This window comes from Bradyrhizobium monzae (assembly GCF_021458635.1).
GTDB lineage: Bacteria > Pseudomonadota > Alphaproteobacteria > Rhizobiales > Xanthobacteraceae > Bradyrhizobium.
Genome location: NZ_JAIRDQ010000002.1, coordinates 144,782 through 169,233 on the forward strand (window position 1 = coordinate 144,782; position 24,452 = coordinate 169,233).

Genomic DNA, 24,452 nt, shown 5'->3' on the forward strand with positions numbered 1-24,452 from the left:
GCGAATACGAGAAGTCGCAGGGCATGGTGACGTTGCACCCAGGCGCTTGAAGATTGCGAGAGGGTCGCGCTTCGGAGGCAACTGAACTAATGGCAATTAAGAAACACGCGGAAATTACTGGCTTGATCATTGCAGGACTCCGTCTGGAGGGCCTGCCCCGGCGACGAGCTACCAATATCGGTTTGACCGAAATTGGCCTGAAGAGCGGCGAAAAATGGCGGGATTTGGGCGCGCTTGCTTCGAATGTGTTCCGATTGGGACAAGTCAATCCAGACCGTGTTCGCGGTGAAACGCACAATTGCGCCGCTTCCGCCTTCGCTCTCTGAGCTTCGGCGGACAAGTCGCCGGCAATGACTGCGCGGTGTTACGGCCGGATCGTCATGTTCTCCGGCGGCCCCGCTTTTCGCAGCGGCTCGGCCAGCCGCGCGAACTCGCAGAGCAGCGAGCGCGTCTTGCGCGGGTCGATGATCTCCTCGACCCAGAATTTTTCGGCGGAACGGAACGGCGAGCGCAGCTTGTTGAGACGCTCCTGGATCTCGTTGAGCTTGGCGGCCTTGTCTTCGGCTGCGTCGATGTCGGCGCGATAGGCGGCCTCGATGCCGCCTTCGAGCGGCAGCGAGCCCCAATAAGCCGACGGCCAGGCGTAGCGGATCGAGAAGCGGTCGGCCGGCTGATGCACGACGCCGGCGACACCGAACGCATTGCGCAGGATCACGGTGCACCAGGGCACGGTAGTCTGGTTGACCGCGGCCATGACGCGCACGCCGTGGCGGATGGTGGCCGCCTTCTCGGCATCGAGGCCGATCATGAAGCCCGGGCAATCCATGAGATAGACGATCGGCAGATGGAAGGTCTCGGCGAAATCGACCCAGCGCACCACCTTCTGGCAGGCATCCGCCGTCCAGGAGCCACCATAGTGGAAGCTGTCGCTCGCGAGCAGCATCACCGCCCTGCCCTCGAGCCGTGCGAGGCCAACGATGATCGGCTTGCCGAAATTGGACGCGACTTCGAAGAACGAGCCCTTGTCGACGACCTGCTCGATGATCGGCCGAATCTTGTAGACCTGCTTGCGGTTGCGCGGCACCGCATTCATCAGCGCCTCTTCGCTGCGTTCCGGATTGTCGACGCAAGGCAAGGTCGGCGGCAGCTCGTAAACCGATGACGGCAGATAGGACAGGAAGCGCCGCGCACAGGCAAAAGCCTCCTCCTCGGTGTCGACGGCATGATCGACCGCGCCGGCCTTGGTCTGAATGTCGGCGCCGCCGAGTTCCTCCTTCGAGAGATCTTGGCCCAGCGCCTTCACCACCGGCGGGCCGGCGACGAACATCGCAGACTTCCGCGTCATGATGGAATAGTGGCTGGCGGCCAGGCGCGCCGCGCCGAGGCCTGCGACTGAGCCGAGGCCGAGCGCGACCACAGGCACGCGCGAGAGATTTTCCGTCGTGAAGCGATACCAGCGCGTGCCGCCGATGCCGCCGGGCAAATTCGCCGCACCCTTGGTCTCGATGGTCTTGACCGAGCCGCCGCCGCCGGAGCCCTCGATGATGCGGACGATGGGCAGACGGAAGTCGTGAGCCATCTCCTCCGCCATCAAGGGCTTTGCCGAGATCGACGCATCCGCCGAGCCGCCGCGCACGGTGAAATCATCACCGACCACGACGACCGTGCGGCCATCGACGCGCGCGCGGCCGAACACGCAGTTCGCCGGCGTCACGGTTTTCAGCTCGCCTTTGGGATCGTACTCACCGATGCCGGAGACGGCACCGATCTCGTGGAAGCTACCCTTGTCGATCAGCTTGTCGATACGTTCCCGAACAGTCAGCCGGCCCTGGTCATGCTGTCGCTTGACCTTGTCAACGCCGCCCATCTCCCGCGCGAAGGCTTCGCGCCGGGCGAGCTCGTCGAGTTCCGGCTTCCAGTTCATTCACTCCCTCCGAATTGATCGGCTTGTTATTGTTGTGCACGGCCATTGCGACCGGTTTGCGCGAGATGCGGTTGTTGAAGGCGTCGCCTTCCGCGCCCTCCATCAGGCTGCCGAGCGAACGGCCGAGCGCGACCATCACCGGCGCGACTTCGGCATGCAGACGCTGCTCGTCATACATCGCCGAGAGAAGGCCGATCGTGACGACGACGAAGGTCTGGTACTGCGGCGACCAGATCGGCACCGCCAGGCCATTGATGTGCGGGCTCCACAGGCCGCAGGCCGTGACATAGCCGCGCTCGTGCAGCGATTGCCGGTTGGCCTCGATGCGAGGCCGCAGGATTTTTGCAGCCTCGGGCGCTTCGCGCTCCATCTCGGCGATGCAGGCATCGCCGACTTCCGGCGACAGGGCCGCGGTGTAGGCCGCGCCCGCCGCGGTCGAGGCCATCGAGATGCGGCTGCCGGTGCCCTCGTGCAGACCGAGCGCAGACGCCGAGCGCGCGAACTGGAGATAGACGAGATGGAAGCGATCGGGCACGACGAAGCCGACGGTGCCGGGCAATTGCTCGGCGACTTCCTGCAGCCGCTGGCGGATCATGCTGCGCAGCTGCGCGCCCTTCATCATCGAGGCGCTCATCGCCACCGCGCTCGGACCGATCCGATACTTCTGGTCACGCGGCAGGTAAACCAACTGCCCCATGCGCGTCAGCGTGTGCGTGAGCCGCGACACCGTCGAGCGAGGCAAGCCGCAGCGATTTGAAATCTCGAGATTGCCGAGCCTGCTATCGTGGCCCTCGAAACATCGCAACACGTCGAACGCGCGCGACACCACTTGGATGACATCACCTTCGCCGGCATCGCCAGCGAGCGCACCTTGCCTACTCAACCGCTCCGAACGTCGTCCCATGATCCCTACCGTTTGTTCCGCTCTGCGGAATTAAATTCCACTTGCAGACGACGCTACCTCAGGCATTTTGCCACCACAACAAAAAGGCGATGGCATGCCAGAAATAAAGATCGTCACTGAAGTTGCGGGACGCATCTGCGCAACGCCCGTGCAAGTTGGAGGAACCGTTGCAGATGGTGACGACGTTGTGCTCGTCGAAGCCATGAAGATGGAGATACCAGTGCCCTCGCCTGCTGCAGGTACGCTCACATCACTGCTCGTGAAGATCGATGACCTCGTTGCCGAAGGTCAGACGATCGCGATCGTCGCGAGCTGAGCAGCCGCCGCTGCAGTTTCTTTGGCCGTTTCTCCGCGGCTTCGGATCCGCGACAATCTGAAACAGATAACGATGCAATCGCGCGCGGCGTCTTGCGTTCGGGCGTTACAACAGGGCCGAACGGGTTGCGCATGCCCGGATTGCAATGCACAAGGGAGGCGATGATAGCGCAACCGTCGCCCGCCTCCGCCTGGACCCGCTCGAAGCCGCCGCTGCTGCGGTTTCTCGACACATGCCTGAATGAATTCTCCGCGGAGACCTCGGGCGAGGTCGCGGACTATATTCCCGAATTGAGCAAAGCCGATCCTGCCTATTTTGGCATCAGCCTCGCGACGCTCGACGGCCATGTCTACGAGGTCGGCGACAGCCGGGTGCCCTTCACGATCCAGTCGATGTCGAAGCCGTTCGTGTTCGCGCTGGCGCTGGATCTTTTGGGTGCGGGCACGGTCGAGAGCGCGATCGGCGTCGAGCCGTCGGGCGATCCCTTCAACTCGATCCGGCTCAACTCCGAAAACCATCCGTTCAATCCGATGGTCAATGCCGGCGCGATCGCGTGCACCGGGCTGATCCATGCGAGCAAGGGCGCCGACGCCTTCGAGCAGATCCGGCTCGCGCTCAGCCGCTTTGCCGGGCGCGACCTCGCCGTCGACGAAGCGGTCTACGCGTCCGAAAGTCAGACCGGCGACCGCAACCGCGCCATCGGCTATCTGCTCAAGACCAATGCGGTGATCTCGGACAACGTCGCCGGCGTGCTCGACGTCTATTTCCGGCAGTGCGCCGTGCTGGTCACCGCGCGCGACATCGCGATCATGGCGGCGACGCTCGCCAATCGCGGCGTCAATCCGGTCACGGGCGAACAGGTGCTGACGCCGTATGCGATCTCGCGCACGCTCTCGGTCATGACATCGTCAGGCATGTACGACTATGCCGGCGAGTGGATTTACCGCATCGGCATCCCCGCCAAGAGCGGCGTCGGCGGCGGCATTCTGGCGGCGCTTCCCGCCCGCCTCGGGCTCGGCAGCTATTCGCCAAAGCTCGACAAGCACGGCAACAGCGTGCGCGGCATCAAGGTCTGCGAGGCGCTCTCGTCGCATTACGACCTGCACATGCTCAACCGCAGCGACGACGCCCGCAATGCGGTGATCGCCGACTACGACATCGGCAAGAGCCCGTCACGCCGCGTCCGGCGTCAGCAGGAACGCGACATCCTCGCTGCGCACGAAGAGGAGGTGCGGGTCATCGAGTTGGTCGGCACACTGTCGCTCTCGGCGGTCGACTATGTCTCGCGCCGACTGGCGGAGCGGCCGCGGCCGCAATTCGTGATTTTCGACTTGCACCGTGTAACTTCCACGACGCGAGCCGGCGCCCGGCTGATCGCGGAGTCTTTCGAGGACCTCGCCGCACTCAACGTCACGGTGGTGATCTCCGGCGTCAGGCGCGCATCCAAGGAATGGAATACTTTGCGGGAATGGACCGCGGAGCTGAAGAACGTCCGCGACTTCTACTTGCTCGATACCGCGATCGAATGGGCGGAAGACCAGATCGTCTACCGCTATGGCGGCTCGATCGATTTTCACGAGACGACCGAGCTGTCGGAACAGCCGCTGCTCGACGGGCTGAGCACTGAGGAGCTGACGGATCTCGCCTCGATCTGCACGATCAAAACCTATCAGTCGGGCGCGAAGATCCTCACGACAGGCGATGCTGCGGACGCGCTGTTCTTCCTGCGCAGCGGCGCCGTGCACGTCACCCTGCCCGACGGCGTCAGGCTGGCGACGCTCACCGCCGGCATGGCCTTTGGCGAGATGGCGCTGATCGAGACCGCCCGCTCCGCCGACGTGTTCGCGGACATGGCGGCGACCGCATTCGAAGTGCCGCTCAGGGATTTCGAGCGTTTTCGCAGGCAGCATCCGCGCGCCTCCGAGCGCATCATGCGCAACCTGGCGCAGCTCCTGGCCGATCGCCTGATCGTGGCCAACACCAAGGTCGATATCCTGACGTCGACGTAAGCTGAGCTTACCGGCTCGCCGCCTCGCTGAGCCGCCGCTTGATCTTGGCGGCGCTTGCCTTGAGCAATTCGGACGGCTGCTGGCCCGTCGCGGCGCACAGGCAGGCCCAGTAGTAGATGACATCGCCAAGCTCGTCGACGAGGCCCGCCTTGTCGAGCCAGTCGTCGCGCAGCAGCTTCTTGATGTGATCGGCGACCTCGCCGGATTCACCGGCGAGACCGAGCCCGAGATAGGACAGCCGCTCGTTCGAGGGATGCTCATCGACTTTCGCAACGGTTGCGGCCCAGGCCGCATATTCATCGATCGTCATGATCTTCCCTCGCAAGCCGGGCTTTGGATCAGTCTACCACTTCCGTGACAGGCTGGAGATCGATCTCGAACGTCTCCAGGAACTTTGACGTCATGACGTAGAAGCCGACCGAGAGCTGCAGCTCGACCAGTGCCGCCGGCGTCAATTTGGCGGCAATCGCCTTGAAGGTCGCATCCGTCGGCTTCTTCAGCTTCACGATCTCGTCGGTGAAGGCGAGCGCGGCACGCTGGGTCTCGTCGAAACAGGTCGCAGCCTGCCAGTTTTCCAGCGCCTCGTTCTGCGCGTCGGTGACGCCGACGTTCTTGCCGATGCGCCTGTGCGCGACGATCTCGTACGGCGCCTCGCACAGAATGCCGGTGCGCGTAATCGCGAGCTCGCGGACAACAGGATCGAGCTCGCCCTTGTGGCGGATGGCGCCGCCGAGGCGGCAGTACTGTTCGAAATAACTCGGCGAATGCGACATCATGCGGAAGATGTTGGCGTTGCGGTTCTTGTCGAGAATTTCGCGGGTGCGGTCGGATGCCTTGGACGGATCGCTGTAGTCGATGCGGGCCATGATTTACCTTGAGTTTTCTTGGAGTTTTTCCTGAGGCTTTTGATTCTTTTTGTCGGTACCGGAACAAGTTCCCAAAAAACTCTATTCTTGCAGTGACGCAGGAGCAACATTATCGAGTCAAAATGCCGCCGCATTGCTGATCGACCTTGGTACAGTCGATATTCGCCGCGTGGGGACTTGATCGCGGCGAATACTCGAAGTGGGGTGTTCCGAGTAAAATAATTGGCCGTCTTGCGCTCACCACGCAACGATGAGTCACGCCCAAGTCTAGGGAGAAAACGGAATGAAGGAAGCCACCAAGGGGGCGGCCTCGGAAGCGCTCGCGCATATGCTGGCGGTGATGGCGATGCTCGTCATCGCCAGCATATTATTCTACGGGCGTTGAGTAGAGTTTCAGAGTTTCCAGAGTTTTCGTCATTCCGGGGTGGCTCTCGCACAGGCCAGGCCCAGAATACCCGTTCCAGGCTCGGTCCCTTGGACCGCCCCCGAATGACGGAATCCCGTTACGCTTCCTTCGTGAAGAACGGCACGAGCTTCCCGGCAAACGGCTTGAAGCCAGCCGTGACCGCATCGCCGATGGCAAGCCCGTTGTCGCCATGGGCCATCATGCGAAACCCCTCGGCACAATCGACCAGCAGGATGTTGTACGGTACGTGCGCACGCGTCTCCGGCGTAGCCGCGCGGCAGACCAGCGAGGTCGCATAGACCCTGCCCTTGCCGCTGGCCCGCGCCTCGCGCGGGTCGGCGGTTCCGCACGCCGCGCAGAAGGCGCGGTGGAAATACTGCACATGGCCGCATGCCGCACAGGTCTGGTACGTGATCGCCTGCTCGCCCTTGGTCCAGTCCGCCAGACGTTCGCTCATCGCACCCGCTCCAGAAACATGCTGACGTGGGACGACAGCACGCCGCCGTCGCCGTGCAGCAGCGCGATGGACGCCTCGCGCACCTGGCGATTGGCCGCCCGCCCCGTCATCTGCAAATGCGCTTCGACCAGATGCGCCATGGCGCCGCCGACGCCGCAATGGCCGTAACTGAGCAGGCCGCCATGGGTGTTGAGCGGCATCGCGCCGTCGCGGCCAAAATGGCCTGAGCGCACGCGCGCCGCCGCCTCGCCGCGGCCGGCAAGGCCGAGGTCTTCCAGCAGCATGGCGAGCGTGATGGTAAAGCTGTCGTAGATCGCGGCGTTGCGCACGTCGGAGATCGCCAAGCCCGTGGCATCCTTGGCGCGCGCGATCGATATCTCAGCACCGAGTTCGCTCAAGCCGGGCGCGGCCGTGACGTGCTGATGGGTATGCGTCTGCGCGCAGCCGCGGATGCGCACACCGGCATCGCCAGTCCGCTCGCGGCTGATGACGAGGGCGGCGCCGCCATCGGACACCGGGCAGCAGTCGAGCAGCTTGAGCGGCAGCGCCACCGGCTTCGAGGCCATGACGTCGGAGACCGTGATGGGATCGTGGAATTGCGCGCCGGGATGGGTGCAGGCATGCGCGCGCATCAGCACGGCGAATTCGGCGAGATCCTCCTCGGTCACGCCGTATTCGTGCATGTAGCGCGTGGCGACGAGACCGTAATAGGCGGGAATGGTTGGACCCAGCGGCACCTCGTAGTCGGGATGCCCGACCTGCGCCAGCGCCTGGATCGAGGCGTCGCGGCTCTGCCCGGTCAGGCGATTCTCGCCGGCGACCACGAGCACGTTGCGGCACACGCCGGATATGACGAGGTGGTGCGCGAGCATGGTCATCGCAAGGCCGGTGGCGCCGCCGACCTGGACGGCGTGGGCATAAGACGGGCGGATGCCAAAATGTTCGGCGAACACGGTCGCCAGCATGATGTGCGGCGAGACGGTCGAGTAGCCGCAGAGGATGCCGTCGATGTCGGCCCGCTTCAGCCCGGCATCGTCGAGCGCGGCTTGCGCGGCCTTGCTCATCAGGTCGAGCGAGGATGAGCCTTCGTGCTTGCCGTAAGACGTGAGGCCGACGCCGGTGATGAAGCTCATGATGCCCTCCCTACTCCGGCGCCGGGCGTGTGACGCCATCGCGGACCATGGCGGCGATCTCATCGGTGGAGTAGCCGATCTCGCGCAAAATCTCCGCGCCGTGCTCGTTGAGGCGTGGCGCCAGTCGGACCGGCTCAGCCTCGGTTTCCGACCAGCTCGCCGTGACCTTCATGCTGCGGATCGGGCCCTCGGTCGGATGGTTGACGACCGGGAAGAAGCCTGTCGCCTCCAGATGCTCGTCGTGCAGGATCGACGCAAGGTCGTGCATCGGCATCACGGGCACGTCGGCCTTGGTCAGCAAGTCGATCCACGCGGCCGTGGTGCGTGTCTCGAAGATGCGCGCGAGTTCGGCATAGACGACGTCGATATTGGCGGCGCGACCGGCAAAGGTCGCGAATTTGGGATCGGCGCGCAGATCGTCGCGGCCTGTCGCCTTGAAGAAGTTCTCCCACTGCTTGTCGTTGTAGACGATGACGCTGAGATAGCCGTCCGAGGTCTTGTACGGCCTGCGGTCGCGCGAGAGATGGCGGGCATAGCCGCCCTTGTCGAGCGGCGGCTCGTAGGTGAGCCCGCCCATGTGGTCGCCCATGACGAAGCCGGCCATGGTCTCGAACATCGGGATGTCGACGCGCTGGCCGCGGCCGGTGCGGTCGCGGTGCACGAGGCTGGCGCAGATCGCGCCGACCGCCGTGAGGCCAACGATACGATCGACCAGCGCGTTCGGCACGTAGCGCGGCACGCCGTCGCCGGTCTGCGCCATCAAGGCGGGGAGCGCGGTCGCGCCCTGGATCAGATCATCATAGGCGGGTTTTGCCGCATAGGGCCCGTCCTGACCAAAGCCGAACACGCCGGCATAGACGAGGCGCGGGTTGACTGCCGAGACGACGTCATAGCCGAGCTGAAGCCGCGCCATCGCCTGCGGACGGACGTTGTAAACGAGGACGTCGGCGTCCTTCAGCAGCCGAAGCACGGCCTCTCGGCCCGACGGATTCTTCAGGTCGAGACAGATCGAGCGCTTGCTGCGGTTGGTGTTGAGGAACACCGGACCCATGCCCGTATGCCGCATCGGGCCGATGAGGCGGGTGACGTCGCCGTCGAGCGATTCCACCTTGATCACGTCGGCACCGTAGTCGCCGAGCATCTGGGTCGCATAAGGCCCCATCAGCACGGTGGTCATGTCGACGACCTTGATGCCCTTCAGCGGCCCCATTCGTTCGCTCCCGATTGCGCGGGCTCTCGATGCGGCCCCGCGATTTCGGTCCAGCTAAGGGCAGCAGCACCGCACGCGCAAGGGCGGCCGGGGTATGGCCGCATGCGCGATGCGGCCGCTATTTCTTCTGGCGGGATTCGCGGACCTTGAGGAGACGATCGAGCTCGTCGTTCTGCTGGTTGATGCGGTCGGCAATCCGCGACTCGTTCTGCTCGCCCGAGGCGGCCGCGGCCTGCTCGATCAGCTGGCGGATATTGTCCTCGAGGATCGCGATGCGATCGTTGAGGGCGTCCAGTGACAGTGACGATTCGTAATTATTGCTCATGATATAGGTCTCGCAAATCGATCAGGAGCCGTAGGGTGGGCAAAGCGTAGCGTGCCCACCATGATCTAGCGCAAAGATGGTGGGCACGACGCTCGCGCGCCTTTGCCCACCCTACAGGACTGAGCTTACTTCAGCGGCTCCAGCACCGACACGTAATTGGCAACGGCCGCGCCACCCATGTTGAAGATGCCGCCCAGCTTGGCGTTCTTGAGCTGCATGCCCTCGGGCGCTTGTCCCGCGAGCTGCATCGCGGTCATCACGTGCATGGAGACGCCGGTGGCACCGATCGGGTGGCCCTTGGCCTTCAGACCGCCGGACGGATTGACCGGCAGCTTGCCGTCCTTGAGCGTCCAGCCTTCCTTGATGGCACGGGCGCCCTGCCCCTTCGGCGTCAGGCCCATCGCTTCGTACTCGATCAGTTCGGCGACGGTGAAGCAGTCATGGGTCTCGACGAAGGAGAGATCGGAAAGCAGCACGCCCGCCTGCTCCAGCGCGCGCTGCCAGGCGATGGTGCAGCCCTCGAACTGAAGGATGTCGCGCTTGGACATCGGCAGGAAGTCCTGCGCGTGCGCGGTGGCGCGGAAGCCGATCGACTTGCCCATGCCCTTCGCGGTTTCCGCATCAGCCAGCACCAGAGCCGCCGCGCCGTCGGAGACCAGCGAGCAGTCGGTGCGCTTCAAGGGGCCCGCGACATACGGGTTCTTCTCGCTCTCGGCGCGGCAGAAGTCGAAGCCAAAATCCTTGCGCATCTGGGCGAAGGGATTGGCGACGCCGTTCTTGTGGTTCTTGGCCGCGATCAGCGCCAGCGCATCGGACTGGTCGCCGTATTTCTGGAAATAGGAGCTGGCGATCTTGCCGAACACGCCGGCGAAGCCGCCGACGGTGTCGCCGTCCTCAGGCAGGTAGGACGCCTTGAGCAGGTTCTTGCCAATCTCGGGCCCCGGGGTGCGGGTCATCTGCTCGACGCCGACGACCAGCACGATCCTGGCCGCACCCGCGGCGATCGCGCGCAGGCCCTGGTGCACGGCGGCCGATCCCGTCGCGCAGGCGTTCTCGACGCGGGTCGCCGGCTTGAAGCGCAGCTTCGGGTCGGCCTGAAGCACCAGCGAGGCGGTAAAATCCTGCGCCGAGAAGCCGGCGTTGAAATGGCCGAGCACGATCTCGTCGACGTCGGAGGCCGAAATGCCGGCATCAGCCATCGCCTCATTGGCGACGCGCGTGACGAGGCTCTCGACGGTTTCGGTGTCGAACTTGCCGAACGGCGTATGCGCCCATCCGACGATGCTGGCGGTCATGGTCTTTTCTCCCTGGCGGTCTCTTGCTGACCTAAGTCTTAGCCCAGTGATGGCAAGACTTCACGCAGGTTTAAGGGCCTGGAGGGTGCGCTGGCAGATGGCAGTTATGCCGGCCCAGTTCCCGGCCTTGATCTCCGCCATCGGGCATAGCCAGGAACCGCCGACCGCGACCACGTTGGGCTCGGCAAGCCAGGTCGCCGCATTGGCCTCGCCGACCCCGCCGGTCGGGCAGAACCGCACGTTCGGGAACGGCCCGCCCAGCGCGCGCAGGCCCTTGATGCCGCCGGCCTGCTCGGCCGGGAAGAATTTTGCGACGTCGAAGCCGTGGGACAGCGCCAGCATCAGCTCGGACGCCGTGGCAATGCCCGGCGCAAACGGCAAGGAGCTGTGCGCGGCTGCCTTGAGGAGATCGGGGGTCAGGCCCGGGCTGATGCCAAACGCGACGCCCAGCTTCTCGACACGGGTAAAGTCGGCGGGATCGAGAATCGTGCCGATGCCGACGACCGCCTCGGGGACTTCGGCCATCATCGCCCTCGCTGCCTCGATCGCAACCGGGGTGCGCATGGTCACCTCCAGCGTGCGGACGCCACCGGCAACCAGCGCACGCGCCAGCGGCACGGCATCCTGGATCCGCTCGATGGTGAGGACCGGAATGACGGTCGCCGCCTTGAACAGCGCGACCAGGTGGTTCTGTTGAGCAGTCGTGGTCATCTTGGCTTTCGTTTCACTTGGTCGCTTTTCACTTGGTCGCTTGACGCGTAGTCGCCGGCCGGTGCCGCTTCTTCGGCGGCATGGCATAGCCCGGAATGATGGCGCCGGGATAGCAGATCACCAGGCTGGCGAGACGATGCCCGGCCTGGGCCGCCTCGACCGGATCCGAACCGCCGAGCCGGGCCGCGATATAGGCCGCGGCAAAGCTGTCTCCGGCCGCCGTGGTGTCAACGACCGGCTTGGTCATCGGTTCGGCGCGGACCTCGCTGGTCCCGCCGGGAAAGCGCAGCAGGCTGACGGGCTCGGCCAGCCGGAACACCAGTTCGGGCGCGGGGATGCGCGCCATCAGTTGCTCGGGGCTTTCGCCGGGATAGAGCGCGAGCAGGTCTTCCGTCGAAGTCAGCACGATGTCGGCCGCCGCGAAGGCTGCGGCAAACACCTCGCGCGCGACGTCGCGGTCCGGCCAGCCGCGTGTACGAAAATTGGTGTCGAACACGAACCGGGTGCCGAGCAGCCGGGCGCGCTTGATCGCCGCGAACAGGCGATCGCGTCCGGCCGCGTCGTAGATCGAGAGCGTGATCGCGGAGAGATAGACGATGTCGTAGCTCATCAGCGAATTGAGCAGCTCGTCCGTCTCCGGCAGGCTCATCAGCTGGCGCGCCGCCGCGCTATCGCGCCAGTGGAAAAACTGGCGCTCACCATTGGCATCGAGCTGAATCATGTAGAGGCCGGGCAGCTTGCCCGGCAGCCGCACCACGCGCCGCGTGCCGACGCCCTCGGCATTCCAGGCCGCAATCATCTCCGCGCTCATGCCGTCGTCGCCGAGCGCGGTGAGATAGTCGACCTTGACCTCGAGCCGCGCCAGATACACCGCCGTGTTGAGGGTGTCGCCGCCGAAGCCGCGCGAGAACAGGCCACCGCCCTGCCCGGCAGACTGGCCGGTGGAATGTCCACCTTGGGCCTGCCGGAGCTCGACCATGCATTCACCGATGCAAGCAACGCTCGCCATCGTCATATCCACGCTGTTCTAACGATCAGGCGACGAAATTGCCGCCGAGCTCGTCGTCGATGTGAATGCGAATGATATCGTCGAAGGTCTTCTCTTCGGTGGTGAAGCCGAGCTCGCGCGCCCGCTTCGCCTCGAAATTGCGCGGCCAGCCGCCGACGATGCCGACGATGAACGGATCGAGCTCATGCTTGATGCGCGCGGCGACCTTGTCGCCGGCCACCCGCCTGAGCGCGGCAATCTGCTCGCCGACCGTGGCCGAGAAGCCCGGCATGGTCAGGTTGCGGCGCGGACCGACCTTGGCGAGGTCCATGGTGCCGGCATGGAGCAGGAAGCCGACGGCCGAGCGCGGCGTGGCGTGCCAGTGGCGGACGTCCTCCGAGACCGGGAGGACCGCTTCCTTGCCGGCGAGCGGCTCGCGCAGGATATTGGAGAAGAAACCCGAGGCCGCTTTGTTGGGCAGGCCGGGGCGGATGCAGATGGTCGGCAGCCGGATGCCGATGCCGTCGAGGAAGCCGCGGCGCGAATAATCCGCCAGCAGGAGCTCGCCGATCGCCTTCTGGGTGCCGTAGCTGAGCAGCGGCGTGTGGAAGAACTCGTCGCCGATCGCATCCGGGAACGGCGCGCCGAACACCGCGATCGAGGACGTGAACACCACCCGCGGCTTGTAGCCGCCGCCGACGAGCCTGACAGCGTCAAGCAGCATCCGCGTGCCGTCGAGATTGATGCGGTAGCCCTTGTCGAAATCGAGTTCGGCCTCGCCCGAGACGATCGCGGCGAGATGGAAGATCACGTCGGGGCGGCCGGCGATCAGTTTTTCGGCAGCACCCGGGACGGCGAAATCGCCCGAGACGGTCTCGACGGGGAAACCGGCCTTCTCCGGCTTCTTGGGCTCGACCACGTCGTGCATGGTCAGCTTGGTGATGTCGCTCTTGCCGAGCCGGCCGTCGCGCAAGAGACGTTCACACAATTTGCGGCCGACCATGCCGGCAGCGCCCAGAACCAGAATGTGCAAGAGCCTACTCCTTTTTATTGGCTGGGACGCGCCGCTCTTGAAAGGCCTTCTTAAGGCGTTCTTGGCCCGTTCTCAGGCAGGCCCCGCTATCATTCCTTCACGGCGCCGGTCATCGCCGACACATAGTACTCTACGAAGAAGGAATAAAGGATAACTACGGGGACCGAGCCGGTCAGGGCCGCCGCCATCAGGGCGCCCCAATGGTAGACGTCGCCATTGACGAGCTCGGTGATGGCGCCGACCGGAATCGTCTTGTTTTCCGACGAGGAGATGAAGGTCAGCGCGTAGATGAACTCGTTCCAGGACAACGTGAAGGCGAAGATGCCGGCCGAGATCACCCCCGGCAGCGACAGCGGCAGCGTGATCTTGGTCAGGATCTGGAGCCGCGTCGCCCCGTCGATCAACGCGCATTCCTCGAGCTCGTAAGGAATGGTGCGGAAATAGCCCATCAGGAGCCAGGTGCAGAACGGGATCAGGAAGGTCGGATAGGTCAGGATCAGCGCCAGATTGCCGTCGAACAGGCCGAGCTGGAACACGATCGCCGCCAGCGGAATGAACAGAATCGAGGGCGGGACGAGATAGCCGAGGAAGATCGCAAGGCCGACATAGCGCGAGCCCTTGTAGCGCAGACGCTCGATCGCATAGGCGGCGCAGACGCTGGCGAACAGCGAGATGAAGGTCGAGGACACCGAGACGATGACGGTGTTCCACATCCACAGCGGATAGTCGGTGTCGAAGAACAGCTTCGTGATGTGCTCGAGCGTCGGATGCGCGATCAGGAACGGATTGTACTTCTCATAGTCGTACATCTCCGCGTCCGGCTTGAACGTCGTCACCGCCATCCAGTAGAACGGGAACAGCAGGAAGAAGATGATCAGGCCGAGCGGAAGGTAGACGCGGAGGAACTTCCGCGGGAAACTTTCCAGGTAGTCCATTCCGACGCTTTGGTCGTCCACGGTGGTCATGGTCAGTCCCTCCCGCCCTGCTGCCAGCGGGAGCGCTGAAGCCCGAAGAAGCTCAACAGGATTGCCGCGACCAGGAACGGGATCATCGCGTTCGAGATCGCCGCGCCCTCGCCGAGATTGCCGCCGGTGATGGCGCGCTGGAACGACAGCGTCGCCATCAGATGCGTCGCGTTGATCGGGCCGCCGCGCGTGATGGTGTAGATCAGCTGGAAGTCGGTGAACGTCATCAGCACCGAGAACGTCATCACCACCGCGATGATCGGCGACAGCATCGGCAGCGTGATGTGGCGGAAGCGCTGCAGATTGGTGGCGCCATCGAGATTGGCGGCCTCGTAGAGCGACGGCGAGATGGTCTGCAGTCCCGCCAGCAGCGTGATGGCGACAAAGGGGACGCCGCGCCAGATGTTGGCGAGCACCACCGACCAGCGCGCATTCCAGGGATCGCCGAGGAAATCGATGTAGTGGGTCAGCAGGCCCGCCTTGATCAGCACCCAGGAGATGATCGAGAACTGGCTGTCATAGATCCACCAGAAGGCGATCGCCGACAGCACGGTCGGCACCACGAAGGGCAAGAGCACGATGGCGCGGACCATCGACTTGAACGGCAGCCGCTCGTTGAGCAGCAAGGCCAGGTAAAGTCCGATCGCGAATTTCACGATGCTCGCGAACACCGTGTAGAAAATGGTGTTGAACACCGACAGCCAGAACACGCTGTCCTTGGACAGTGAGACGAAGTTTGCGAAGCCGATGTAACGCCCGACGCCGCCGATCTTGGTGTCGGTCATGCCGAGCCAGAATCCGAGCGCGAGCGGATAAGCCAGAAACAGGATCAGGATGGCGATCGCCGGCACCATGAACATGGCGCCGAGAAAATGTCGGCTTTCGAACGCCCTGCTCCACAAGCTGCCGCGCTTGACGTCTGCAGCGACGGGCTCGGCGATAACTGCCATGTCGGACACCCCTTAGAGAACGACGACGGCGGCGTCCAGCAACCCGGACGCCGCCGCCTGTGGCTGATCAGACCTGATAGTAACGCTTGGCGCGCTCTGCGGCTCGCGCCGCAGCTTCCTTCGGCGTGGCCTGCCCGGAGGCCGCCTCCGCGAACATGTCGACCACGACGAAGTCGCCCATGACGGCGGCCGAGGCGTAGCCGAGATCGCCGGCATAGCCGTTGTCGCGGCAGCGCTTCAGGCAGTCGCGATACGGCGTGATCTTGGGATCGGAGGTCCAGACCGGGTTGTCGTTATAGGCCGGGAGCGGCGGCGAGACGTAGCCGTTGGAGGCAACCTCCCACGCGTCGTAATTCTCCTTGTCCATCATGAACTTGATGTATTCCTTGACCGCCTTCGGATACTTCGAGTGCTTGTAGCCGTAGTAGACCAGGACGTTCTGCTGCTCCGTCGACACGCCCACGGGCCCGATCGGCATCGGCGCGTGGTTCATGTCCTTGGCGATCTCCTGCTGCTTGGGATCGGTGGAGTTCCTGCCGACGGTCCAGATCGAGATGCCGTTCAGGGTCAGGCTGAGTTCGCCGTTGAGGAACGCCTTGTTGTTGTTCGAGTCGTTCCACGACAGCACGCCCGGAATGAAGGTCGCGTAGAGCTGCTTGACGTATTCGAGTGCGGCGATCGTCTCCGGAGAATCGATCACCACCTCGTTCTTGTCGTTGACGACCTTGCCGCCGAACGCCCACAGCGCCCATTGGCACCAGCCGTTGGCGTCGCCCGTGGCATGGCCGAGCGCGAAGCCGGCCGGCGTGTTGTTCTTCTTCAGGGCTTGGCACAGCTTGAGGAAGCCGTCGGTGTCCTTGGGGAACTCGTCGAAGCCCGCGGCCTTCACGTGACTGATGCGGTAGTTCAGGCAGCCGCCGGTCGCACCCTGCGGAATGGCGATCCAGTTGTTGCCCTTCTTGCCGTAGCGCTCGGCGACGGGATACCAGCCGCCATACTGCTTGCCGAGATAGTCGGCGACGTCGGTGACGTCGATCAGCTTCTCGGGGAATTTGAAGGGATCGTCGAGCGTGCCGATGATCAGGTCCGGACCGGCGCCGACATTGGCGGCAACCGCGGCTTTGGGGCGGATGTCCTCCCAGCTCTCGGCCTCGAGCTTCACCTTGATGCCGGTCTTCTCGGAGAACTTCTTGGTCTGCTCGGCGAACTTGTCGAACTCGGCCTGGATGAACTGCTTCCAGCGCAACACGCGGATGGAAGCATTCGGCTCCGGCGTGTTGGTCCACTCCGCAGCACGCACCGGGACGATCCCCGGGCCCGCGAGCAAAGCTGCGCCGCCCAGGCTGGCTTTAAGCACACTACGCCTGTCGAAATGGCTCATCGTTCTCTCCCTGAATTTTCTATTTTGTATTTGGTCGTCTTACGTCGCGTAATATCGCTACATGCGTTTACCGGTCGCCTCATCGAACAGATGCACCAGCGCCGGGTCGGGCTTCAGCTTGACCTTGTCGCCCGGATTGAACTGGTGACGCTCACGGAAGACCGCAACGACCTGCTCGCCGCCGACCTTCGCAAACACCTGCGTCTCCGAGCCGGTCGGCTCGACCACGACGATCTCTGCGTCGGCACCGTCGTCGGCGATCGTGAAATGCTCGGGACGGACGCCATAGACCACAGGCTTGCCGTCCGAGTTAGCTGGCGCGTTCCTGAGCGGCAGCTTGACGCCGTTCGGCCCCTCGAAGGTCGCAACGCCGTTGACGCGGACATGCCCCTTCAGGAAATTCATGGCCGGCGAGCCGATGAAGCCGGCGACGAACTGGTTTTCCGGCTTGTCATAGAGCTCGAGCGGCGTGCCCATCTGCTCGACGATGCCGTCATGCATCACGACGATCTTGTCGGCCATGGTCATGGCCTCGATCTGGTCGTGGGTGACGTAGACGGTGGTCGTCTTGAGCCGCTGGTGCAGCTCCTTGATCTCGGTGCGCATGGCGACGCGCAGCTTGGCGTCGAGGTTCGACAAGGGCTCGTCGAACAGGAACACCTGGGGATCGCGCACGATGGCGCGGCCCATGGCGACGCGCTGGCGCTGGCCGCCGGAGAGCTGGCGCGGGTAGCGCTCGAGCAACGGCGTCAGCGCGAGAATTTCGGCGGCGCGCTTGACGCGCTTGTTGATCTCGTCGGAGCCGGCGTTGCGCAGCTTCAGCGAGAAGCCCATGTTTTCGCCGACCGTCATGTGCGGATAAAGCGCGTAGTTCTGGAACACCATCGCAATGTCCCGCTCCTTGGGCTGGACATTGTTGACGACGCGGTCGCCGATCGAGATCGTGCCGGAGGTGATGTTCTCGAGGCCTGCGAGCATGCGCAGAAGCGTCGACTTGCCGCAGCCGGAAGGACCAACCAGGACGACGAACTGGCCGTCCTCGATCGGAATCGAGACGCCGTGCAGGACTTCAAAATTGCCGAACGATTTCCGCACGTCGCGGATTTGCACAGACGACATCTAGCTCCCTCCTCCGACTTAGACGACGCAACTGTGGCGCCGCCACCGTCTTGTTTTTTCTGAACTTCGCCGACCCGAAGCCCCTCTTAACAGGCAACATTGTCGGCAGTTTGTGCGGCTTTGGCAATTTGTCTTTGGTTAGTCGTTGCTGGTAGCGCTGTCAACGATCCTTTGTTTGCAGGAGTGGCTGTGTTAAGAGCAACAAATGGGTCGAAAGCGCACCAAGTCCGGCAAGATTCGGTTGGCGGAAGTCGCCGAGCTCGCCGGCGTCAGCCCGATTACCGCCTCCCGCTTCTTCCGCAATCCCGAGGCGTTATCGGTCGCCAAGCGGACGCGGGTCGAAAGCGCGGCCCGGGAGCTCGGCTATGTGCCCAACCTTGCGGCACGCGCGCTGGCCTCGCAGCGCACCGAAGTGATCGGTGTCTTGATTCCGTCACTGACGAACAACGTGTTCTCCGACGTGCTGCGCGGCATCTATGACGCCTCTGAAAACAGCCGTTACTCGATTCAATTGTCCAACACACGCTACAGTATTCTTCAGGAGGAGAAACTGTTGCGCCTGTTTCTGGCGCAGAAGCCGGCGGGACTGATCGTCACAGGCATCGACCAGACCACGGAATCGCGCGCGATGCTGGAGGCGGCCGACTGCCCGATCGTGCAGATCATGGAGATCGGGCCCAATCCGGTCGACATGATGATCGGCTTTTCCCATTTTGATGCGGCGCGCGCGGCGATTGCTCATTTGTTCGCGCAGGGCCACCGCAGGATCGGCTTCATCGGCGCGCGCATGGATCCGCGGGTGCAGCGCCGGCTCGACGGCTATGTCGCGGCCATGAAGGACGCCGGCCTGTTCGACCAAAGACTGATCGTGACGACGGCGACGCCGACCTCGGTGACGCTCGGCGGCGCGCTGTTCGCCGATCTGCTCGCGCGCGAGCCCGGCATCGATTCGGTATTCTGCGCCAATGACGACCTCGCGCTCGGCGTACTGTTCGAATGCCGGCGCCGGGACATCGCGGTCCCCGAGCAGATCGCGATCGTCGGCTTCAACGACCTTGAATTCATGGCCTCGTCGGTGCCGACGCTGACGAGCGTGCGGACCAACCGTTACGAAATGGGCAGCGCTGCTGCAGCGATGCTGATCGAGGCGATCGAAGGCAAGCGTCCCGAGGAGCCCGTGCTCGATCTCGGATTTACAGTGATCGAGCGACAGAGTTCGCAGACGCAGCGGCCGGCAGCCGGCCCGCGCACGCCGGAATGGGCGCCAGCCGTACAAAATGATAGCGTTACCAACGACCCATGATTAGTATCGCTGCCATGAGGGAACGTTCGCCAGCAGGCGGGCCGTTGTTACATGCTCGCGCTGCCGGGCATCGCACCGATCGGCATCCCGGACGTCGGCCCGTGCGTTTGCATTGAAGGAGAATCCAATGACAAAAAAGCCAACCAATGGGCATGCGCCCGCCGGTAACGGCACCCGCCGCCACCTTCGCTCGCAGGAATGGTTCAACAACCCGCATAATCCGGGGATGACCGCGCTCTACATGGAGCGCTATCTGAACTACGGCCTCACGCGTGCGGAGCTGCAGTCCGGCAAGCCGATCATCGGGATTGCCCAGACCGGCAACGACCTCTCCCCCTGCAACCGGCATCATATCGAGCTGGCCCATCGTGTCCGCGAAGGCATCCGCGAGGCCGGCGGCATTGCGATGGAATTCCCGACCCACCCGATCCAGGAGACCGGCAAGCGTCCGACCGCGGCACTCGACCGCAACCTCGCCTATCTCGGCCTGGTCGAGATCCTCTACGGCTATCCGCTCGACGGCGTGGTGCTGACCACCGGCTGCGACAAGACCACGCCGGCCTGCATGATGGCAGCGGCGACCGTGAACCTGCCCGCGATCGTGCTGTCGGGCGGCCCGATGCTCAACGGCTGGCATGCCGGCGAGCGCACCGGCTCCGGCACCATCGTCTGGAAGTCGCGCGAGCGGCTTGCCGCCGGCGAGATCGACTATGAAGAGTTCATGGAGATCGTGGCGTCCTCGGCACCCTCGGTCGGCCATTGCAACACCATGGGCACGGCCTCGACCATGAACGGGCTCGCCGAAGCGCTCGGCTTCTCCCTGCCGGGCTGCGCGGCGATTCCGGCCCCCTACCGCGAACGCGGCCAGATCGCCTACGAGACCGGCAAGCGCGCCGTCGAGATGGTCTGGGAAGACCTCAAGCCCTCGGACATCCTGACCCGCAAGGCGTTCGAGAACTGCATCGTCATCAATTCGGCGATCGGCGGCTCGACCAACGCGCCGATCCACATCAACGCGCTGGCCCGCCATATCGGCGTGGAGCTGTCGATCGACGATTGGCAGAAATTCGGCCACGACGTGCCGCTGCTGGTCAACATGCAGCCGGCCGGCTTCTATCTCGGCGAGGAATTCCACCGTGCCGGCGGCGTGCCGGCCGTGGTGCGCGAGCTGATGAAGCACAAGCGCATCCACGAGGACGCGGTCACGGTGAACGGCCGCGGCATCGGCGAGAACTGCAAGGAAGCGCCCAAGCCCGACAACGACGTGATCTGGGCTTACGACAAGCCGCTGGTGAAGGACGCCGGCTTCCTGGTGCTGAAGGGCAATCTGTTCGATTCCGCGATCATGAAAACCTCGGTGATCTCCAAGGAATTCCGCGACCGTTACTTGACCAACCCGAAGGACCTCAATGCCTTCGAAGGCCGCGCCATCGTGTTCGAGGGCCCGGAGGACTATCACGCGCGGATCGACGATGCCTCGCTCGACATCGACGAGCACTGCGTGCTGTTCATCCGCGGCACCGGGCCGATCGGGTATCCCGGCGGCGCCGAGGTCGTGAACATGCAGCCGCCCGCGGCGCTGATCAAGCGCGGCATCCTCGCCCTGCCCTGCATCGGCGACGGACGCCAGTCCGGCACATCGGGCTCGCCCTCGATCCTCAATGCCTCGCCGGAAGCCGCCGCCAATGGCGGGCTCGCGATCCTCAAGACCGGCGACAAGGTCCGCATCGACCTCAACAAGGGCAGCGCCAACATCCTGATCTCGGACGACGAAGTGAAGAAGCGCCATGCCGAGCTCATGGCCAATGGCGGCTTCAAGCATCCGCCGAACCAGACGCCGTGGCAGGAGCTCTACCGCAACACCGTCGGCCAGCAATCGACCGGCGCCTGCATGGAGCTCGCCACGCGCTACCAGAATGTCGCCGGCACCTTTGGTGTGGCGCGGGATAATCACTAACGGCGACACCGTCATTGCGAGGAGCGTAGCGACGAAGCAATCCAGACTGTCTCCGCGGTGAGATTCTGGATTGCTTCGCTTCGCTCGCAATGACGACAGCAATCGAATTCAAGGTGAGGAGAACAACAACATGGCAGACCGCCTCAAGGGTAAGCGCGCCGTCATCACGGCTGCAGCGGCAGGCATCGGGCGCGCATGCGCCCTCGCATTTGCGCGTGAAGGCGCAACCGTCATCGCCACCGACATCAACGAGGCCGGCATCGCGGGCCTGACCAAGGAAGGCATCGCCGAGACCGCAAAGCTCGACGTGCGCAACACCGCCGACGTCAACGCTTTTGCAAAACGAGTCGGCAAGATCGACATCCTGCTCAACGCAGCCGGCTTCGTGCATCACGGCACCATTCTGGAGTGCTCGGAAGAGGATTTTGATTTCTCGTTCGACCTCAACGTCAAGTCGATGCACCGGACCATCAGGGCGTTCCTGCCCGACATGCTCGCCGGCGGCGGCGGCAGCATCGTCAACATCTCGTCCTGCGCGGCGCTGCGGCCGCCGGCGAACCGCTACGTCTACAGCTCGTCGAAGGCCGCGGTGTCGCTGCTGACCCGCGCCGTCGCGCTCGACTTCATCACCAAGGGCATCCGCTGCAACTCGATCTGCCCCGGCACGGTCGAAACACCCTCGATGCTCGATCGCGCCGCAGCCCAGGGGCCGCAGGGCAAGGAGATGTTCGTCTCCCGCCAGAAGATGGGCCGGCTCGGCACCGCCGACGAAATCGCCAACATGGCGATCTATCTCGGCAGCGACGAGAGCGCCTTCACCACCGGCGTCGACCTCGTCGTCGACGGCGGCTACATGCTCTGACGCCAAAGGCCCGGCATGAACAAGATTGATCTCCAGGGTCGCGTCGCAATCGTGACCGGTGGCGCGCAGGGTTTTGGCCGCGCCATCACCGAACGCCTCGTCGCCTCCGGCGCCAAGGTCGCGATCTGGGATTTCGACGCCGCGCTGGCCGAGAAGACGGCGAAGGAAATCGGCGACAACGTCCGCGTCTTCAAGGTCGACGTCACCGACACCGCCGGCGTCGAGCAGGCGCGCGATGCGACGCTTGCAGCCTTCGGCAGAATCGACATCCTCGTCAACAACGCCGGCATCGCCGGCGTCAACAAGCCGGTCTGGGAGACCGATCTCGAGGAATGGCGCAAGGTGCTGCGTATCAACCTCGACGGCCCCTTCATCGTCTGCAAGGCCATCGTGCCCGTGATGCTCAAGCAGAAATACGGGCGGATCGTGAACATCGCCTCGATCGCCGGCAAGGAAGGCAATCCGAACGCGTCGCACTATTCGGCGTCCAAGGCCGGCCTGATCGCGCTGACGAAGTCGCTCGGCAAGGAGCTCGCTGCCCATGACATTCTCGTGAATGCAGTGACGCCGGCGGCGGCGAAGACGGCGATCTTCGACCAGATGACGCAGCAGCATATCGATTTCATGCTGTCGAAAATCCCCAAGGCGCGCTTCGTGCTGGTGGAAGAGCTCGCCGCGATGGCTGCCTGGCTTGCATCCGAAGATTGCGCCTTCTCCACCGGCGCGGTCTTTGATATCTCGGGGGGACGGGCGACCTACTGAGGCATTGGCCGCCCGAGGAGACGGCCATATGACCCTCGGACGTCGCGATTTTGTGAAGCTCGCAGCCGGCGCAGGCGCGCTGCCGTTGCTTTCGCAACGAGTGCGGGCGCAGCTCGTGCCCAACCCGCCGAGCATCCGCCCGCCCACGCCGGCCGAGCGCACGACGATGGGCCGGTTGGCGCAGACCTTCATGGACAAATTCGAGGTGCCGGCGCTCTCCTTTGCGATCGGCTATGCGGGTGCGATCGTCCATCAGGCCGCCTTTGGCGTTGCCGATCGCGAGCGGAATGAAGCCGCAACGCCGCAGCATCTGTTCCGCATCGCCAGCGTCAGCAAGATGATCACCTCGGTCACGCTGTTTCGGCTGATCGAAGAGAACCGCCTCAAGCTCACCGACCGCGTGTTCGGCCCCGGCGCGCTGCTCGGCACCGATTACGGCGCGCCGCCCTATTCGCCCGGCATCGACCAGATCACGCTCGAGCATCTGCTGACCCATACCGGCGGCGGCTGGACCAACGACAATCGCGATCCCATGTTCACGCATCCGCACATGGACCACGCGCAGCTGATCACGTGGACGCTGGCCAACCGGCCACTCGACCGTGCGCCGGGCCAGCACTACGCCTACTCCAATTTCGGCTATTGCGTGCTGGGCCGCGTCATCGAGAAGCTCACCGGCCAGCGCTACGCCGAGCACGTGCGCGCCGAGGTTCTGGGCCGTTGCGGCGTCACCGACATGACGATCGCCGGCAACACAAGCGATCAGCGTCAGCCCGGCGAAGTCGCCTATTACTGCAAGGTCGAAAGTCCCTACGGGATGAACGTCCGGCGGATGGATTCCCATGGTGGCTGGATCGCGACGCCGACGGACCTCGTGCAGTTCCTGATGCATGTCGACGGCTATGCGCGGCCCGCCAACATCCTGCGGCCGCGCACCATCGAGGTCATGACCACAGCGCCCAGCTACAGCCCGGACTATGCCAAGGGCTTTTGCATCAACAAGTCAAACAATTGGTGGCACAATGGCAGCCTGCCCGGCACCAGCACCATTGCGGTCAGAACCCATGGCGGCTTCTGCTGGGCCGCCTTCACCAATGCGAGCCGTCCGAATACCAACATGGATGGCGAACTCGATGAGCTCAACTGGAACATGGCGCGCCAGGTCGGCGAATGGCGGGTGGCATGATTAGAGAAGGCGGGTGCCTGTGCGGCGCGGTGCGGTTCAAGGCGGAAGGCGAGCCGCTCAACGTGCGCATCTGTCACTGCCGCATGTGCCAGAAGGCGATGGGCTCGCCCTACTTCGCCCGCGCCCAGTTCGATCAGAAAGCGCTGACCGTCGAGGGTGACATCGGCCGCTATGCATCATCCGAGAATATCGATCGGGTGTTCTGCAAGAATTGCGGCACACGTCTGTTCTCCTGGCGGCGCAACGGCACGCTGGCCGGCGTGGCGCTAACGACCTTCGACGACCGCAATGCCTTCACCCCGACCGAGCACATCTGGGTCTCGGAAAAGCTCGCCTGGCTGAAGCTCGACGATGGCCTGGTGCAATATCCGGGGACGATCCCGGCGTGAG

The 24,452-nt window shown here is 64.0% G+C and carries 25 protein-coding genes; 9 read left to right on the forward strand and 16 right to left on the reverse strand.

Annotated features, from left to right (window positions below; all coding sequences use genetic code 11):
* The first annotated feature begins 89 nt into the window (after positions 1-89).
* Positions 90-326: a hypothetical protein gene (locus K3F49_RS09865; RefSeq protein ID WP_234680737.1), complete on the forward strand. Its 237-nt coding sequence runs from the start codon at positions 90-92 to the stop codon at positions 324-326.
* A 38-nt stretch (positions 327-364) separates the two neighbouring features.
* Here the strand turns inward: K3F49_RS09865 and K3F49_RS09870 are convergent, their stop codons facing one another.
* The gene (locus K3F49_RS09870) at positions 365-1,924 is read right to left on the reverse strand and encodes an acyl-CoA carboxylase subunit beta (protein ID WP_234680738.1); all 1,560 of its coding nucleotides are present in this window, start codon (positions 1,922-1,924) and stop codon (positions 365-367) included.
* Entirely contained in the window at positions 1,854-2,828 is a 975-nt protein-coding gene (locus K3F49_RS09875; protein WP_234680739.1) for an IclR family transcriptional regulator, read from the reverse strand. Before K3F49_RS09875 ends, K3F49_RS09870 begins: the two co-directional genes overlap by 71 nt.
* 94 nt (positions 2,829-2,922) lie before the next feature.
* Between K3F49_RS09875 and K3F49_RS09880 the strand changes: the two genes are divergently transcribed.
* Positions 2,923-3,144 carry an acetyl-CoA carboxylase biotin carboxyl carrier protein subunit gene (locus K3F49_RS09880; RefSeq protein WP_234680740.1) on the forward strand — a complete coding sequence of 74 codons (222 nt, stop codon included), beginning with the start codon at positions 2,923-2,925 and terminating at the stop codon, positions 3,142-3,144.
* A 161-nt stretch (positions 3,145-3,305) separates the two neighbouring features.
* Positions 3,306-5,153 (forward strand): glutaminase A, encoded by a 1,848-nt coding sequence (gene glsA, locus K3F49_RS09885; protein WP_234680741.1) that lies wholly within the window; start codon positions 3,306-3,308, stop codon positions 5,151-5,153.
* Between the two features lie 7 nt (positions 5,154-5,160).
* Here glsA and K3F49_RS09890 read toward each other — a convergent pair whose 3' ends face one another.
* From K3F49_RS09890 to K3F49_RS09955, 14 genes are all read right to left on the reverse strand, one after another.
* A complete protein-coding gene (locus K3F49_RS09890; protein WP_234680742.1) occupies positions 5,161-5,463 on the reverse strand; it encodes a nucleoside triphosphate pyrophosphohydrolase family protein in 303 nt (100 codons plus the stop codon).
* A 28-nt stretch (positions 5,464-5,491) separates the two neighbouring features.
* On the reverse strand, positions 5,492-6,019 hold the full coding sequence (locus K3F49_RS09895; RefSeq protein WP_234680743.1) for a carboxymuconolactone decarboxylase family protein: 528 nt from the start codon (positions 6,017-6,019) through the stop codon (positions 5,492-5,494).
* A gap of 503 nt (positions 6,020-6,522) precedes the next feature.
* Entirely contained in the window at positions 6,523-6,882 is a 360-nt protein-coding gene (locus K3F49_RS09900; RefSeq protein ID WP_234680744.1) for a Zn-ribbon domain-containing OB-fold protein, read from the reverse strand.
* Positions 6,879-8,015, reverse strand: a complete 1,137-nt coding sequence (locus K3F49_RS09905; protein ID WP_234680745.1) for a thiolase family protein — start codon at positions 8,013-8,015, stop codon at positions 6,879-6,881. Before K3F49_RS09905 ends, K3F49_RS09900 begins: the two co-directional genes overlap by 4 nt.
* Positions 8,016-8,025: 10 nt before the next feature.
* A complete protein-coding gene (locus K3F49_RS09910; protein ID WP_234680746.1) occupies positions 8,026-9,225 on the reverse strand; it encodes a CaiB/BaiF CoA transferase family protein in 1,200 nt (399 codons plus the stop codon).
* A 118-nt stretch (positions 9,226-9,343) separates the two neighbouring features.
* Positions 9,344-9,550 carry a hypothetical protein gene (locus K3F49_RS09915; RefSeq protein ID WP_234680747.1) on the reverse strand — a complete coding sequence of 69 codons (207 nt, stop codon included), beginning with the start codon at positions 9,548-9,550 and terminating at the stop codon, positions 9,344-9,346.
* A 125-nt stretch (positions 9,551-9,675) separates the two neighbouring features.
* Complete coding sequence (locus K3F49_RS09920) at positions 9,676-10,845, reverse strand: acetyl-CoA acetyltransferase (protein WP_234680748.1); 1,170 nt, start codon at positions 10,843-10,845, stop codon at positions 9,676-9,678.
* Positions 10,846-10,905: 60 nt separating this feature from the next.
* Positions 10,906-11,556 carry a bifunctional 4-hydroxy-2-oxoglutarate aldolase/2-dehydro-3-deoxy-phosphogluconate aldolase gene (gene eda, locus K3F49_RS09925; RefSeq protein WP_234680749.1) on the reverse strand — a complete coding sequence of 217 codons (651 nt, stop codon included), beginning with the start codon at positions 11,554-11,556 and terminating at the stop codon, positions 10,906-10,908.
* Positions 11,557-11,584: 28 nt separating this feature from the next.
* Positions 11,585-12,565 (reverse strand): sugar kinase, encoded by a 981-nt coding sequence (locus K3F49_RS09930; RefSeq protein WP_234680750.1) that lies wholly within the window; start codon positions 12,563-12,565, stop codon positions 11,585-11,587.
* A gap of 25 nt (positions 12,566-12,590) precedes the next feature.
* Positions 12,591-13,577 (reverse strand): D-erythronate dehydrogenase, encoded by a 987-nt coding sequence (denD, locus tag K3F49_RS09935; RefSeq protein ID WP_234680751.1) that lies wholly within the window; start codon positions 13,575-13,577, stop codon positions 12,591-12,593.
* Positions 13,578-13,666: 89 nt separating this feature from the next.
* Entirely contained in the window at positions 13,667-14,542 is an 876-nt protein-coding gene (locus K3F49_RS09940; RefSeq protein ID WP_234680752.1) for a carbohydrate ABC transporter permease, read from the reverse strand.
* A gap of 2 nt (positions 14,543-14,544) precedes the next feature.
* Positions 14,545-15,492, reverse strand: coding sequence for a carbohydrate ABC transporter permease (locus K3F49_RS09945; protein WP_234680753.1), 948 nt, complete (start codon positions 15,490-15,492; stop codon positions 14,545-14,547).
* 67 nt (positions 15,493-15,559) lie between these two features.
* Entirely contained in the window at positions 15,560-16,873 is a 1,314-nt protein-coding gene (locus K3F49_RS09950; RefSeq protein WP_234680754.1) for an ABC transporter substrate-binding protein, read from the reverse strand.
* Positions 16,874-16,930: 57 nt separating this feature from the next.
* Positions 16,931-17,992 carry an ABC transporter ATP-binding protein gene (locus K3F49_RS09955; RefSeq protein ID WP_234680755.1) on the reverse strand — a complete coding sequence of 354 codons (1,062 nt, stop codon included), beginning with the start codon at positions 17,990-17,992 and terminating at the stop codon, positions 16,931-16,933.
* 205 nt (positions 17,993-18,197) lie between these two features.
* Here K3F49_RS09955 and K3F49_RS09960 point away from each other — a divergent pair, with 205 nt between their 5' ends.
* The 6 genes from K3F49_RS09960 (at position 18,198) to K3F49_RS09985 (ending at position 24,451) form a co-directional block, all read left to right on the forward strand.
* A complete protein-coding gene (locus K3F49_RS09960) occupies positions 18,198-19,295 on the forward strand; it encodes an HTH-type transcriptional regulator GntR (RefSeq protein ID WP_234680756.1) in 1,098 nt (365 codons plus the stop codon).
* 127 nt (positions 19,296-19,422) lie between these two features.
* Positions 19,423-21,252: an IlvD/Edd family dehydratase gene (locus K3F49_RS09965; RefSeq protein WP_234680757.1), complete on the forward strand. Its 1,830-nt coding sequence runs from the start codon at positions 19,423-19,425 to the stop codon at positions 21,250-21,252.
* Between the two features lie 130 nt (positions 21,253-21,382).
* Positions 21,383-22,114, forward strand: a complete 732-nt coding sequence (locus tag K3F49_RS09970; protein ID WP_234680758.1) for an SDR family oxidoreductase — start codon at positions 21,383-21,385, stop codon at positions 22,112-22,114.
* Between the two features lie 15 nt (positions 22,115-22,129).
* Positions 22,130-22,876: an SDR family NAD(P)-dependent oxidoreductase gene (locus tag K3F49_RS09975; protein WP_234680759.1), complete on the forward strand. Its 747-nt coding sequence runs from the start codon at positions 22,130-22,132 to the stop codon at positions 22,874-22,876.
* Positions 22,877-22,904: 28 nt separating this feature from the next.
* Positions 22,905-24,062: a serine hydrolase domain-containing protein gene (locus K3F49_RS09980; protein WP_234680760.1), complete on the forward strand. Its 1,158-nt coding sequence runs from the start codon at positions 22,905-22,907 to the stop codon at positions 24,060-24,062.
* Positions 24,059-24,451 carry a GFA family protein gene (locus K3F49_RS09985; protein ID WP_234680761.1) on the forward strand — a complete coding sequence of 131 codons (393 nt, stop codon included), beginning with the start codon at positions 24,059-24,061 and terminating at the stop codon, positions 24,449-24,451. The genes K3F49_RS09980 and K3F49_RS09985 overlap by 4 nt, the downstream gene beginning before the upstream one ends.
* Position 24,452 lies beyond the last annotated feature (1 nt).